Origin of the sequence: Streptomyces kunmingensis (assembly GCF_039533535.1) — a bacterium.
In the GTDB taxonomy this organism is placed as follows: Bacteria; Actinomycetota; Actinomycetes; order Streptomycetales; family Streptomycetaceae; genus Streptomyces; species Streptomyces kunmingensis.
In genome coordinates this window covers 16216-30726 of the sequence record NZ_BAAATS010000025.1, presented here as the reverse complement: position 1 = coordinate 30726, position 14511 = coordinate 16216, and the positions used below count along the sequence as shown (strand labels likewise).

Annotated in this window: 8 protein-coding genes; 3 read left to right on the top strand and 5 right to left on the bottom strand. The window is 70.2% G+C overall.

The window, feature by feature from the left end:
• Positions 1-44: 44 nt before the first annotated feature.
• Positions 45-4985: an NAD-glutamate dehydrogenase gene (locus ABD366_RS28050; protein ID WP_324774363.1), complete on the bottom strand. Its 4941-nt coding sequence runs from the start codon at positions 4983-4985 to the stop codon at positions 45-47.
• A gap of 453 nt (positions 4986-5438) precedes the next feature.
• Between ABD366_RS28050 and ABD366_RS28045 the strand changes: the two genes are divergently transcribed.
• Positions 5439-6005 carry a DJ-1/PfpI family protein gene (locus ABD366_RS28045; protein WP_324774365.1) on the top strand — a complete coding sequence of 189 codons (567 nt, stop codon included), beginning with the start codon at positions 5439-5441 and terminating at the stop codon, positions 6003-6005.
• A gap of 455 nt (positions 6006-6460) precedes the next feature.
• Here the strand turns inward: ABD366_RS28045 and ABD366_RS28040 are convergent, their stop codons facing one another.
• The 3 genes from ABD366_RS28040 to ABD366_RS28030 all read right to left on the bottom strand — a co-directional run bounded on the left by ABD366_RS28040 (position 6461) and on the right by ABD366_RS28030 (position 10095).
• The gene (locus ABD366_RS28040; protein ID WP_324774367.1) at positions 6461-8752 is read right to left on the bottom strand and encodes an ATP-binding protein; all 2292 of its coding nucleotides are present in this window, start codon (positions 8750-8752) and stop codon (positions 6461-6463) included.
• A gap of 113 nt (positions 8753-8865) precedes the next feature.
• Complete coding sequence (locus ABD366_RS28035) at positions 8866-9540, bottom strand: HAD family hydrolase (RefSeq protein ID WP_324774369.1); 675 nt, start codon at positions 9538-9540, stop codon at positions 8866-8868.
• 39 nt (positions 9541-9579) lie between these two features.
• Positions 9580-10095, bottom strand: coding sequence for a DUF6912 family protein (locus ABD366_RS28030; RefSeq protein ID WP_324774371.1), 516 nt, complete (start codon positions 10093-10095; stop codon positions 9580-9582).
• Between the two features lie 298 nt (positions 10096-10393).
• Here ABD366_RS28030 and ABD366_RS28025 point away from each other — a divergent pair, with 298 nt between their 5' ends.
• Positions 10394-10819, top strand: coding sequence for an Rv3235 family protein (locus ABD366_RS28025; protein ID WP_324774373.1), 426 nt, complete (start codon positions 10394-10396; stop codon positions 10817-10819).
• 111 nt (positions 10820-10930) lie between these two features.
• Here the strand turns inward: ABD366_RS28025 and secA are convergent, their stop codons facing one another.
• Positions 10931-13741, bottom strand: a complete 2811-nt coding sequence (secA, locus tag ABD366_RS28020; RefSeq protein WP_324774375.1) for a preprotein translocase subunit SecA — start codon at positions 13739-13741, stop codon at positions 10931-10933.
• A 197-nt stretch (positions 13742-13938) separates the two neighbouring features.
• On the opposite strand from secA, the gene ABD366_RS28015 reads away from it, so the two are divergent.
• Entirely contained in the window at positions 13939-14511 is a 573-nt protein-coding gene (locus ABD366_RS28015) for a GNAT family N-acetyltransferase (protein ID WP_324774378.1), read from the top strand.

Sequence of the window (14511 nt, the reverse complement as noted above, 5' to 3'; positions counted from 1 at the left end):
GCACCGGCCCGGGGCGCCCCCGGAAACGTACCTTCAGCCAAGGCTCACGAATGCGTGCGCAGCAGCGTCCGCATGGTCCGCATCGCCACCGACAGGTTCGCCAGGTCGAAGGCGTCCGAGCCCTGGATCTCCTCCAGGGTCGAGCGCGCCCGGCCCAGGATCGGCGCGTTCTTCTCCTCCCACGCCTTGAACCGCTGCTCGGGCGTCGACTCCCCGTTCCCCGCGGCCAGCACGTCGGCCGTCAGGGCGGCGTGCGCCGCGTACAGGTCCTCGCGGATCGACGCGCGGGCCATCGACTGCCAGCGGTCGGCCCGCGGCAGCTCGATGATGCGGTCCATCAGCTGGGTGATGGCAAGGCGGTCGGCGAGGTCGTAGTACACCTCGGCGACGGCCAGCGCGTCCTTGCCCATGCGGTCGGCGATCTGCACGATGTCGAGCGTCGGGAACGCGGACGAGAACCCGGCGACCCGCCCGGCCAGCTCCTCCGGCACCCCGGCACCGGTCAGCTCGTCGCAGATCGACTGGTACCACTCGGCGTCCGGGCCCTTGAGCATCTTCGGCATGGCGGTCCACACCTCGGCGACGCCGTCCCTGAAGGAGGAGATCGTCTCCGCCAGCTGAAGCGGCTGCGGGCGGTTGTTGAGCAGCCACCGCGTGCCGCGCTCGACGAGCCGGCGCGAGTGCAGCCGGATCCGGGTCTGGACGTCGGCGGCGACGACGTTGTCGAGCGCCTCCACCGCGTCCCACACCTCGCTGAGCCCGAAGATCTCCCGCGCGGCGAGCTGCGCCCGCACGATCTCCTCCAGGGACGCCCCGGTCTCCTCGCGCAGCCGGTGCAGGAACGTCGAACCGCCCGTGTTCACCGTGTCGTTGACCAGGACCGTCGTGATGATCTCGCGGCGCAGCGCGTGCGCGTCGATCGCGTCGGCGTACTTGTCGCGCAGCGCCTGCGGGAAGTAGGCGTGCAGCAGCCGGCGCAGGTACGCGTCGTCGGGCAGGGTCGTGTGGATGAGCTCCTCGGCCGCGGTGATCTTCGTGTAGGCGAGGAGCACGGCCAGCTCGGGCTGGCTGAGCCCGCGACCCGAGTTGAGGAGCTCCTTGATCTGCCGGTCGTTGGGCAGGAACTCCAGCGAGCGGTCGAGGTGGCCCTGCTTGCCGAGCCGGCGCATGAACCGCTGGTGGGCGTGGAGCAGGGACGGCGACTGGGCGACGGCGTTGGAGAGCGCCACGTTCTGCGCGTAGTTGTTGCGCAGCACCAGGTGCCCGACCTCGTCGGTCATCGCCGCGAGCAGCTTGTTGCGCTGCTTCACCGTCAGGTCGCCGTCCGACACCAGGCCGTTGAGCAGGACCTTGATGTTGACCTCGACGTCGGAGGTGTTCACACCCGCGCTGTTGTCGATGGCGTCGGTGTTGACCTTGCCGCCGGTCCTGGCGAACTCGATACGGCCCAGCTGGGTCGCGCCGAGGTTGCCGCCCTCGCCGATGACCTGGGCGCGCACGTCCTGGCCGTCGACGCGGATGGAGTCGTTGGCCTTGTCGCCGACGTCCGCGTTCGACTCCGCCGAGGACTTCACGTACGTGCCGATGCCGCCGTTCCACAGCAGGTCGACGGGGGCCTGGAGGATGGCCTTCATCAGCTCGGCCGGCGTCATCTTCGCCTGCCGGGACTCGATGCCGAGGGCCTCGCGGATGTGGTTGTTGAGCTGGATCGCCTTGGCGGAGCGCGGGAAGATGCCGCCGCCCTGCGAGATCAGCGCCTTGTCGTAGTCGGCCCAGGACGAGCGCGGCAGCTCGAACATGCGGCGCCGCTCGGCGTACGACGTCTCCGCGACCGGCTTCGGGTCGATGAAGATGTGCCGGTGGTCGAAGGCGGCGACGAGCCGGATGTGCTCGCTGAGCAGCATGCCGTTGCCGAAGACATCACCACTCATGTCGCCGACACCCACGACCGTGAAGTCCTCGGACTGCGTGTCGACACCCAGCTCGCGGAAGTGCCGCTCGACGGACTCCCAGGCGCCGCGCGCGGTGATGCCCATGGCCTTGTGGTCGTATCCGGCGGAGCCGCCGGAGGCGAACGCGTCGCCCAGCCAGAAGTTGTAACTGCCCGCGACCTCGTTGGCGATGTCGGAGAACGTCGCCGTGCCCTTGTCGGCCGCGACCACGAGATACGTGTCGTCCTCGTCGTGGCGCACCACGTCGTTCGGCGGGACGACCTCGCCGCCCACCAGGTTGTCGGTGATGTCGAGCAGCGCCGAGATGAACGTCTTGTAGCTGCGGATGCCCTCGGCCATCCACGCGTCCCGGTCGACGCTCGGGTCGGGCAGCTGCTTGGCGACGAAGCCGCCCTTCGCACCGACCGGCACGATGACGGTGTTCTTCACCATCTGCGCCTTGACCAGGCCGAGGATCTCGGTCCGGAAGTCCTCACGCCGGTCGGACCAGCGCAGGCCACCGCGTGCGACCTTGCCGAAGCGCAGGTGCACGCCCTCGACGCGGGGCGAGTACACCCAGATCTCGTACGCGGGCCGCGGCGCCGGCAGGTCCGGGATGGCCTGCGGGTCGAACTTCATGGAGACGTACGCGTGCGGCTGCCCGCCGCCCGCCTCCTGGAAGAAGTTCGTGCGCAGCGTCGCCTTGATGACGGTGAGGAAGGAGCGCAGGATCCGGTCCTCGTCGAGCGAGGCGACCTGGTCGAGGGCGCCGTCGACCTCTTCGAGCAGCCCGTCGATCAGCTCGGTCCCGGCCCGCTGGCGCTCCGGCGACATCCGCGCCTCGAAGAGGGAGACGAGCAGCCGGGTGGTGTGGACGTTGTTGTGGAGGGTGTCCTCCATGTAGTCCTGGCTGAACGTGGAGCCGGCCTGGCGCAGGTACTTGGCGTACGCGCGCAGCACCATCGCCTGCCGCCAGTTGAGACCGGCGCGCAGGACGAGGGAGTTGAAGCCGTCGTTCTCGGCGAGCCCGGTCCAGGTCGCGGCGAACGCCTCCTGGAACCGCTCACGGCCGTCGGCCCCGAGGTCGTCCCCGTTGCCGTTGGCCGGCTTGGGCAGGCGCAGGCCGAAGTCGTAGATCCACGCGGTCGTACGGTCACTGCAGCGCAGCTCGTAGGGGCGCTCGTCGGTGACCTCCACGCCCAGGCGCTGGAGCACCGGCAGGACGGCGGAGAGCGAGACGGGCGCACCGGTCCGGTAGATCTTGAAGCGGCGCTCGCCGGGCGCCGCGCCCACCGGCTCGTACAGGGAGAGCGCGAAGTCCTTGCCGCCGTGCTTGAGCTGCTCCAGGTGGACCAGGTCGGCGACGGCCGCGCGCGGCGAGTGGTCCGCCTTGTACCCCTCGGGGAACGAACCGCCGTAGCGGCGCAGCAGTTCGGCGGCGCGCTCCTCGCCGCACTCGGCGTTCAGCGCCTCGCCGAAGCCGTCGGCCCAGGAGCGGGCGGCCTCCACGAGCCGGGCCTCGATGCGGTCCTTGTCGGCGTCGGAGAGCTGCGGCAGCTCGGTGCCCGGCGGGACGCGGACGACGAAGTGCAGCCGGGAGAGGATCGACTCGGTGTTCCAGGCGGTGAAGTCGACGTTCGTGCCGCCGAGTTCTTCCTTGAGGATGTCGATGATCCGCAGGCGCACACCGGTGGTGTAGCGGTCGCGCGGCAGGTAGACGAGCGCCGAGTAGTAGCGCCCGTACTCGTCCTTGCGCAGGTAGAGGCGGAGCCGGCGGCGCTCCTGGAGGTACAGCACCGAGGTGACGATGGCCCGCAGCTCGTCGGCCGGGGTCTGGAACAGCTCGTCGCGCGGGTACGTCTCCATGATCTGCATCAGGTCGCGGCCGTCATGGCTGGCGGGCGTGAAGCCGGCGCCCTTGAGGACCTCGGCGACCTTGCGGCGGATGACGGGGACACGGCGCACGGACTCGGTGTACGCGGCGGAGGAGAACAGCCCGAGGAAGCGCCGCTCGCCGACGACATTGCCGTCGGCGTCGAACTTCTTCACGCCTACGTAGTCGAGGTAGCTGGGCCGGTGCACGGTGGCGCGGCTGTTGGCCTTGGTCAGCACCAGGAGGCGGTGCTCGCGGGCCTTGGCGCGGGCGTCGGCCGGGAGCCGGTTGAAGGAGGGCGAGACCGGGTGGTGGTCCTCGCTCTCGTGGTGCGGGTCGGCGCGCAGGATGCCGAGTCCGGTGCCGGGCACGGCGGCCAGGGAGTCCTCGTCGGTGAGGGTGTACTCGCGGAAACCCAGGAACGTGAAGTGGTCGGCGGCCAGCCAGCGCAGCAGCTCGCGGGCCTCGCCGACCTCCTGGTCGTCCAGGTCGCCCGCGGTGGGCTCGGTCGGCAGCTCGTCGGCGATGCGCAGCGCCGCGTCGCGCATCTTCTCCCAGTCCTCGACGCACTCCCGCACGTCGGACAGGACGCGCAGCAGGTCGGCGGTGATCTGCTTGAGGTCGGCGCGGTCGGTCTCGCGGTCCATCTCGACGTGGATCCACGACTCGGTGAGCACGTCGTGGCCCTCGGCGGTGGTGCCGGCCGGCAGCACTTCCTGGAGCCTGCCGGTGACGTCACGGCGCACGACGACCTGCGGGTGGATGACGACGTGGATGCCGCGGCCCTGCCGGGACAGCTCGTTCGTGACGGAGTCCACGAGGAACGGCATGTCGTCCGTGACCACCTCGACCACGGAGTGGCTGCAGGTCCAGCCGTTCTCCTCGACGGTCGGCGTGTGGACCTTGACGTTCGCGGTGCCCTGCGGCCGGTTCTGCGCGAGCCGGTAGTGCGAGTACGCGGCTCCGAAGATGTCGACCGGGTCGCGGTCGCCGAGGTCCTCGGGTGCCGTGTGCAGGTAGTAGCGCTGGAGGAACGCGAGCACGGTCTCGTGGTCCAGGGGGCCGGGTGAGCCCTTGTCCGTCGCCCCAGTCGGTAGGTGCCCCCCTACCGGGCTGTTCTCAGCTACCCGGGCGGCCCGTGCGAGCAGCTCGGCCTTGGCTTCGTCCAGCTTGGTCTGCATTGTCCTCTGGCTCCTGTCGCGCGCCATTGCGTGACGTAGACGTGACGATCATGAATCGCTCGACGTAACGCCGCGACGCGGGGTGTCCGGTCTGGCTCGACGTTATGCCGGAATGAGAGAAGAGCGGACGGTAATGCGCCATTTTCAACGAACTGGCCATCCGCCGGAAATGATCAGCGGCTGAGCGCCGGGCACGGTCGCTGTGGCGGCTCGTGTGTCCCCGGCGCGGGCTGGGGGCGACGATGCCCCCGCGAGATATCGCGCTGATCACGGGACAAGGCTATCGCTCCCCAGGGGGGACCCGTCATGAGCTGCATGTGTACAAAACGAGCGGTCGAACTTTGACACTCTGCACAGAACCCCGTCCGAACCCGCCCTCTTGCCAGGACTGCGGGGCGGCGGCACGTTGGGCACGACGGCGGATACCGGCCCGTCGAGGGGAGCGTGTGACCAATGGCACCCAAAATCCTGATCGTGACCGGCGACGCGGCGGAGTCGCTGGAGGTCCTCTACCCGTACCAGCGGCTGTGCGAGGAGGGCTACGAGGTGCACATCGCGGCCCCGGCCCGCAAACGGCTGCGCTTCGTGGTCCACGACTTCGAGCCGGGCTTCGACACGTACACGGAGAAGCCGGGCTACACCTACCCGGCCGATCTGGCCTTCTCGGAGGTCGACCCCGGACAGTACGCGGCCCTCGTCGTCCCCGGCGGCCGGGCCCCGGAGTACCTGCGCGGCGACGGCGAACTGCGCAAGATCGTCAAATCCTTCTTCGACACCGACAAGCCCGTCGCCCAGATCTGCCACGGCCCGCTCCTGACCGCCGCGATCGACGGCCTGCGCGGCCGCCGCGTGACGGCGTACCCGGCGCTCGAACCGGACATGCAGGCGGCAGGCGCCACGTTCCAGGACGCGGAGACGGTCGTCGACGGCACCCTGGTCTCGGCCCGCTCCTGGCAGGACCACGCGAGCTGGATGCGCGAATTCCTCACGGTGCTACGGGCGAAGGCCCCGGCCCAGTGACGCACTGACGCTTGGACGCTCCCTGACAGTCCGCGGGGTCCGGGCGGACTGTGCGACGGGGGCTGCCCCGCCGACGAGGGCAGCCACCGCGACGCGCCATGTTCCGGTCCACCACGACGGGACGCCGTTGCCACGACAGCCGTGGGAGTTGACCATTACTGCCCAGCACCCCGCCGCGCACATCACCCGGAACATCCGGCACACCCCCAGCTTCACGTCACACCCCCGACCGTGACATCGGTATCCCGCGAGACAGGTATACGCATATACGGCCGCCCCGCCCTATCCGTATACCTAGACGCCCCGCCCCGTCAGGGGCGCGGGGAACTGTGCGCCCCGTCAGGGGCGCGGGGAACGGCGCGCTCAACCACACCCAACGCGCACCCGACACCAACGACCAGCCCACCCAGGGGCGCGGGGAACTGCGCAAATCAGCTCAGCCGACCCGCACACACTCAACCCCCCGAACCCTCGGCCCGCCCCCCACCAGACGTCACCTCCGTCCGGGACCCCACCCCCAACTTCGCCAAAATATGCTCGACATGCGCATCAGCGGTCCGCTTGGAAATGACCAGCCGCTCAGCGATCTCCCGATTGGACAACCCCCGCGCCACCAGCGCCGCAACCTCCCGCTCCCGCCGAGTCAACGCATCCGCCCCACCCCCGCTCCCCCGCCCGGAGGGCCCCGGCGGCGTATCGCTCCCGCTCCGCACAGCCTCGAGCACCCGCTCCCCGGACAACCGCGCCCCCGTCTCCGTCCACCGCTGGTACGCGTCGTCCCCCAGAGCCAGCCGCACGGCCCCCCGCACGGCTTCCTGCTCCTCGAAGAGCGACGGCAGCATGCCGACCGGGTCCCCGGCGGCCAGCCGCCGCGCGTTCTGCGCGTACCCCAACAGCCAGGCGGCCCGCACATACCGCTTCTCGTGGGCGGCCGCCCAGGCGAGCCCGAGACAGCACATCGCGGCGACGAGCACCTCGTCGACCTCGGCGGCAGCCTCCAGCGCCCGGCGCAGCGACGCGAGAGCGTCCTCGCGCTCCCCGGCGAGCCACCGGATGAGCCCCTGCACCAGGAGCGTGGACGCGAACATCTGCCGCTCGCCGGTCTCCGCCAGGTATGCGAGGCCGGCCCGGCACAGCTCCAGCGCCCCGTCGGTGTCGCCGAGCACCCCGCGCAGCAGCGCGCCCTCGTAGTGGACGACCGCGATGCCGAGCCCGTCTCCCCGGGCCACGATCCGCTGCCGCGCCTCCTCCAGCGCCGCCAGCCCGCCGGGCTCCCCGCTCAGCGCGTCGAGACCGCCCAGGTAGGCCTCGCAGAACAACTCGACCCGGTCGTTCCCGGCCGCCCGCGCCACCGCGACCGCCCGCCGGAACAGCTTCTGGGCGCCGGGCAGATCCCCGCACCACACCGCGAACAGGGCGGCCATGAACCGCCCCCACGCCTGCTCGTCGCCCACCTCGTCGAGGAGCGCGAGCCCCTTCTCGATCCAGAAACGCCCCTCGGAGAGCGCGCCGAGCGACCGCCAGTAGGGCCCGAGCTGCGCGGCGAGCCACAGCCCCTGATCCGCCGACTCCGCGTCCTTGTAGGCGTATTCGAACGCGGCCCGCAGGTCGGGCATCTCGGCCCGCAGCACCCGGCAGTGCACGGGCTGCGCGGGTGAGAGGAACTCGTCCCAGTAGCGCTGCCCCAGTTCCCGGTAGTACGCGAGGTGCCGCTCCCGGACGGCGTCCGCCTGCCCCGAATCGGCCAGCCACTCGGCACCGTACTCACGGATCGTGTCGAGCAGCCGGTAGCGTCCGCCGTTCTCCCCGATGCGCTGGACGACGGACTTGTCCACGAGTCCGATCAGGCACTCGAGGACCGCGGCGTCCGCCAACTCCCCTTCCGAGCAGATCACTTCCGCGGCAGACAGTTCGAAGGAGCCCGCGAAGACGGACAGCCGCGCCCACAGCAGCCGCTCCTGGGGTGTGCACAGTTCGTGCGACCAGCCGATGGCCGTACGCAGGGTCTGATGTCGCGTCAGCGCGGTCCGCCGCCCGCCCGTGAGCACCTCGAACCGCTGCCCGAGCCGCTCCGTCAACTGCTCCAGGGGAACCGCCCGCAACCGCACCGCGGCCAGTTCCAGAGCGAGCGGGATGCCGTCCAACCGCTGCGCCAGCGCTGCCAGTTGCTCTCGGTTGGCGTCGGTCACGGCGAACCCGGGCACGACGGCCGCGGCGCGCTGCACGAACAGTTCCAGGGCGTCGTCGGGCCCGAGCGGCGCGAGGGCGCAGCAGTGCTCGCCCGGCACGTCGAGCGGCTGCCGGCTGGTGGCGAGGACGCTCACCCCGGCCGCCTCGCGCAGCAGTACGTCGGCGAGCATCGCGCACGCGTCGACGAGGTGCTCGCACGTGTCGAGGACGATGAGCAGCCGCCGCTCCCGCAGATGCGCGACGACCGCGTCGAGCGGCTCCATGCCTGCCTGCTCGGGCAGTTGCAGCACGGCGGCGAGCGTCACCGGGATCAGCTCCGGGTCGCGCAGCGCGCTCAGCTCGACCAGCCACACCCCGTCGGGGAACCGCTCACCGAACCCGGCCGCCGCCCGCAGCGCCGTACGGCTCTTGCCGACTCCGCCCGGGCCGACCAGCGTGACGAGTCTCGCGCGCTCGAACGCGCTCTGCACCTGCGCGAGTTCCTGCGCCCGGCCCACGAATGTGGTCACTTCCACCGGCAGTTGACCGTCGCGCCGCTGCCCGAAGCCGAAACTCACGCTTCCCGTACCCCCGTCGCGCCGTACCGCCCCACCACACTCACCTCAGGGTACGCAGCACGGTGCGAAGCGTGAGCGAAGTCGGCACAGAAGCCCCGGTGGTGTGAGACGCCTCAGGCCGAGGCGACGATCCGCTCCGCCTCGCGCACGGCCTCGGCGAGCGTGTCGACGACGGGTGCCCCCACGCCTTCGAGGCTGGCCCGGCTGTGCGATCCGCCGGTGTAGAGCACGGCCCGCGCGCCGACACCGAGCGCGGCGACGGCGTCGTCGGCGGCGTCGCCGATGACGACGGTCCGCTCCGGCGCGACGCCTTGCAGCGCACCCAGGTGCCGCACCATGTGCTCGGCCTTGCTGCCACCGGAGGGACCGGTCCGCCCGTCGACGCGCACGAACCGTCCGTTGATCCCCAACTGCCTTACCAGCGGCACCAGTTGCTCATGCTCGTACATGCTGAGGATGGACTGGCTGCGCCCGGCGTCCTGCCATCCGGCGAGCAGCATCTCCGCGCCGTCGGCGAGGCCGCACGCCACGGCGTGCTGGGCGTAGTGCCGATGGAACGCCTCGTCCATCACGACCCACTCGGCGGCGGTGGGCAGCCGCCCCATCAGCCGCTCGTAGAACTTGGGCACCGGCACGCAGTACAGCGCGCGGTACTGCTCCAGCGTGATCGGGGCGAGCCCGATCTCCTCGAAGGCGCCGTTGGTGGCACGGATGATGGCATCGTTGTCGTGGAACAGCGTCCCGTTCCAGTCCCAGACGATGTGCGCCGCGGCTATGTGCTTCCCCATGCCTAGAAACTACCCGTCGCGCCTACCGGTTCCACGGCCCTATTCGCCGCGGCCCACCAGGTTCGCGATCTCCTGCGTGGCGAACCACAGCAGCTCGTGGTCCTCGGCCCCGTCCACGACGAACTGGGCGTCGTCGTCGCCGTGATCGGCGGCACCGAGCGCGGCCGCGGCGGCGGTGACGTCCGCCTCCGCGTCATCGGCGTCCACGTGCACCGCGGCGGCCTTGGCCAGCGGCACCACCTCGCGCACGGACACCTCGCCCAGCGCGGTCGGGTCGAGCCCGCTGTCGGGGTCGACGACGGCGGCCTTGTCCGCCACGTCCACGGCGACGACGACCCGCCGCCGCTCCGCGTCGGGCTCCCCGGCGAGCAGCCGCAGCGAGGCCACCGCGGCCCGGTTGAGCGCCGCGTACTCCAGCTCCTCGATGTCGTCGGAGAGGTACCACTCGCGCAGCGCCGGCGTCACGGCGTACGCGGTGAGCGGCGCGGGTCCCAGCTCGCCCGCCTTGTACGCCTCTGCGAGTCGGGGCAGGGAGAGAGGTACGTACACACGCATGGCCGGCCGCTTTCGTCGTGTTGTCGTCTTCGGGGTCGGTGGGCTTCCAGGATACGTGCGGGAGTCCCCCTTCGGACTGCCGCCCGCCCCTCGCATCCTCGTCAAGGCGGCCCGGCCGGATCACCCGGGCCGCCCGCCCGGCCACGCGCCCGCCCCCCATCCGCTCACCCGGATAAGTGAACCCGCCGTCCCGCGCGGGCCCGCTCCGTCTCCCCTTGCGCGGGCTTCGCCGGACGCCGTAGAAGATCCCCACACCCAAAGTTACTGACTGGTATCCGGAGGCGTTGTGCAGAAGGTGATGACCAGGCGGGGCCCCCGAGGAACCACCCGGCCCCCGTCCCGCCGGGACTCCCGCCGCCCGGCCGACCGCCGGGTACCGCCGCAGGCCCCGCCCCACCCGACCGAGCTCTTCACCCAGCGGCTGCTCCTGGTCCTGTCCGGCCACCGGCCCCCGCACTGGTTCGCCCGTCACGCCGCCGACCAGGCCTACGACGACCTCCTGTGGCTGGTGGCCCGCCGCCCGCTCGGCACCGGCGGCCTCCGTCCGACGATCCACCGCATCGGCCACTTCGAACCGTCCACGGGCACCTACGAGGTCTTCGCCCGCATCACCTCGGGCCCCCGGCTGCACGCCCTGGCCTTCCGCCTCCACCTGTCCCACGACGACCGCTGGCGCGTCACCGCGGTCGAACTCGACGGCCGCCCACCCCGGGAGAGCGGGTGAGCAAAGACGGCCCCGTCCGGGAAGCGAAGGGAAAGGCTGCCCGCCCCGGGAAGCGGGTGAAACGGTGAAGGGCCGGGCACACCGTGCCCGGCCCTTCACGTCAGACGGCTGTCACTTCTTGCGACGCCGGCCCTTCGACTGCTTCCTGCGCTCGGCCCGGGTCAGACCGTCGGACTCGGACCGCGCCGGGCCGTCGTCGGTGACGAAGTCACCCTCGTCGACACCGCCCTCGGCGTTCGGCGCCTGGAAGTGCAGCCGGTCGGGCCGCTGCGGGGCGTCCAGGCCCTTGGCCCGGATCTCCGGACGCGAAGTGGCCTGCGCCGGAACCGCGTCCTCCTTGTCCAGCGACGTGGCGGGCGCCGCGTCCTCGACCGGGACCTCCTCGACCTGCTGCTCGACCTGGACCTCCAGGTTGAACAGGTAGCCGACGGACTCCTCCTTGATGCCCTCCATCATGGCGGTGAACATGTCGAAGCCCTCGCGCTGGTACTCGACCAGCGGGTCCTTCTGCGCCATGGCGCGCAGGCCGATGCCCTCCTGGAGGTAGTCCATCTCGTAGAGGTGCTCGCGCCACTTGCGGTCGAGCACGGAGAGCACGACACGCCGCTCCAGCTCGCGCATGATCTCGGAGCCGAGCTGCTCCTCGCGCTGCTCGTACTGCGCGTGGATGTCGTCCTTGACGGCCTCGGCGATGAACTCGGCGGTCAGACCGGCACGGTCACCGGCCTCCTCCTCCAGCTCCTCCACCGTCACCTTGATCGGGTAGAGCTGCTTGAAGGCGCCCCACAGCCGGTCGAGGTCCCACTCCTCGGCGAAGCCCTCGGCGGTCTCGGCGCCGATGTACTCGTCGATGGTGTCGTCCATGAAGTGCACGACCTGCTCCTGGAGGTCCTCGCCCTCCAGGACGCGGCGGCGCTCGCCGTAGATGACCTCACGCTGGCGGTTGAGCACCTCGTCGTACTTCAGGACGTTCTTACGCGTCTCGAAGTTCTGCTGCTCGACCTGCGACTGGGCGGAGGCGATGGCCCGCGTCACCATCTTGTTCTCGATCGGCACGTCGTCCGGCACGTTCGCCATCGACATGACGCGCTCGACCATCTGCGCCTTGAACAGGCGCATCAGGTCGTCGCCGAGGGAGAGGTAGAACCGCGACTCGCCGGGGTCGCCCTGACGGCCACTGCGTCCGCGCAGCTGGTTGTCGATACGCCGCGACTCGTGCCGCTCGGTACCCAGGACGTAGAGCCCGCCCAGGTCCTTGACCTCTTCGAACTCCGCCTTGACGGCCTGCTCGGCCTTCTCCAGGGCGGCGGGCAGGGCCGCGGCCCACTCCTCGACGTGCTCGACGGGGTCGAGGCCCGCCTGGCGCAGCTCGGCCTCGGCGAGGTCGTCGGGGTTGCCGCCGAGCTTGATGTCGGTACCACGGCCGGCCATGTTCGTGGCGACGGTGACGGCGCCCTTGCGGCCGGCCTGGGCGACGATCGTCGCCTCCCGGTCGTGCTGCTTGGCGTTGAGCACCTCGTGCTGGACGCCGCGCTTGCTGAGCTGCTGCGAGAGGTACTCGGACTTCTCGACCGACGTCGTACCGACGAGGATCGGCTGGCCCTTCTCGTGCTTCTCCGCGATGTCGTCGACGACCGCGTCGAACTTGGCGACCTCGGTGCGGTAGATCAGGTCGGCCTGGTCCTTGCGGACCATCGGCTTGTTCGTCGGGATCGGGACGACGCCCAGCTTGTAGATCTGGTGGAACTCGGCGGCCTCGGTCATCGCCGTACCGGTCATGCCGGAGAGCTTGTCGTAGAGGCGGAAGAAGTTCTGCAGGGTGATCGTGGCGAGGGTCTGGTTCTCGTCCTTGATGTCCACCCCTTCCTTCGCCTCGATCGCCTGGTGCATGCCCTCGTTGTAACGGCGGCCGGCGAGGATACGGCCGGTGTGCTCGTCGACGATCATGACTTCGCCGTCGATGACGACGTAGTCCTTGTCCTTCTTGAAGAGTTCCTTGGCCTTGATGGCGTTGTTCAGGTACCCGACGAGCGGGGTGTTCACCGACTCGTAGAGGTTGTCGATGCCCAGCCAGTCCTCGACCTTGGCGACACCGGGCTCGTGGATGGCGACGGTGCGCTTCTTCTCGTCGACCTCGTAGTCGCCGGTCTCCTCGATGCCCTTCAGCTGGTTGCCCGCCTCGCCCTTCTTCAGGCGCGTGACGAGCTTCGCGAAGTCGCCGTACCACTTGGTGGCCTGGTCGGCGGGGCCGGAGATGATCAGCGGCGTACGGGCCTCGTCGACGAGGATGGAGTCGACCTCGTCGACCACCGCGAAGTTGTGGCCGCGCTGGACGAGCTCGTCCTGGGACCACGCCATGTTGTCGCGCAGGTAGTCGAAGCCGAACTCGTTGTTCGTGCCGTAGGTGATGTCGCAGTTGTACTGCTCGCGGCGCTGCGCCGGCGTCATGTTCGCCAGGATGCAGCCGACGCTCAGTCCCAGGAACTTGTGGACGCGGCCCATCATCTCGGAGTCGCGCTCGGCCAGGTAGTCGTTCACCGTGATCAGGTGGACGCCCTTGCCGGACAGCGCGTTCAAGTACGTCGGCAGCGTGCCGACCAGGGTCTTGCCCTCACCGGTCTTCATCTCGGCCACATAACCGAGGTGGAGCGCGGCGCCGCCCATCAGCTGAACGTCGTAGGGACGCTGGCCGAGGACGCGCCGGGCGGCCTCGCGGACGGTCGCGAAGGCCTCGGGGAGCAGGTCGTCGAGGGACTCGCCGTCCGCGAACCGCTGCTTGTACTCATCCGTGAGGGCGCGCAGCTCGGCGTCGGAGAGGCTTTCAAAATCCTCTTCGATGGAGTTGACCTGGTCCGCGATGCGGTGCAGCTTGCGCAGGATCTTGCCTTCGCCTGCACGCATGATCTTCTGGAGGACGGACACGCGGTTGGTCTCCTTGCCGGTCGGGCCTGGCACGGTCGGTTACTCAAGCGACAGCCTGAGCAACGGCCATCGTATGCGAGGACCCCACCGCGCCGGGAGGTCTGCCGTGAGGTCCAACGGACAGGGACCTCGGAAGGTGCCGGTAAGGGACACGAAAAGTGGTGACATCCCTCCATGACCCCGAGCACAATCGGGCGATGGACCCCGTGACGCTGACCACCGACCGCCTGCAACTGCGCACCTTCGTGCCCGCCGACATCGACGAAGTGTGCGCCGCGGTCCAGGACCCCGAGATCCAGCGCTGGGTGCCGGTTCCCTCGCCCTACGCGCGCGTGGACGCGGAGTACTTCGTACGGCGCATGGTCGCGGATGGCTGGCGCACCGACACCGAGTACACCTTCGCCCTGCGCACCGAGGAGCACGGGCCGGTCCTCGGCGCCATCTCGCTGCACCACCCGCGCGCGGGCACCTGGGAGATCGGCTTCTGGACGGCCAAGGAGCACCGCGGCCGCGGCTATACGACGGAAGCCGTCCTGGGTCTGGCCCGCTGGGCCTTCACCGACCTCGCCTGTACGCGCCTGGAGTGGCGGGCCGAGGTGGGCAACGTGGGCTCGCGCACGGTCGCCGAGAGAGCCGGGTTCACCATAGAAGGCGTCCTGCGCTCGGGCCTGCTCAACAAGGAAGTGCTCCGCGACTGCTGGATCGGCGCCCTGCTCCCCTCGGATCTGGACCTGCCGTGCCCCCTGCCCTACCTGCCGACGCCCGCCTGA

Excerpts from the sequence above, each read along its gene's own strand:
- ABD366_RS28050 (WP_324774363.1), bottom strand. The coding sequence starts at position 4,985 with ATGCAGACCAAGCTGGACGAAGCCAAGGCCGAGCTGCTCGCACGGGCC.
- ABD366_RS28045 (WP_324774365.1), top strand. The coding sequence starts at position 5,439 with ATGGCACCCAAAATCCTGATCGTGACCGGCGACGCGGCGGAGTCGCTG.
- ABD366_RS28035 (WP_324774369.1), bottom strand. The coding sequence starts at position 9,540 with ATGGGGAAGCACATAGCCGCGGCGCACATCGTCTGGGACTGGAACGGG.
- ABD366_RS28030 (WP_324774371.1), bottom strand. The coding sequence starts at position 10,095 with ATGCGTGTGTACGTACCTCTCTCCCTGCCCCGACTCGCAGAGGCGTAC.
- ABD366_RS28025 (WP_324774373.1), top strand. The coding sequence starts at position 10,394 with ATGACCAGGCGGGGCCCCCGAGGAACCACCCGGCCCCCGTCCCGCCGG.
- ABD366_RS28015 (WP_324774378.1), top strand. The coding sequence starts at position 13,939 with ATGGACCCCGTGACGCTGACCACCGACCGCCTGCAACTGCGCACCTTC.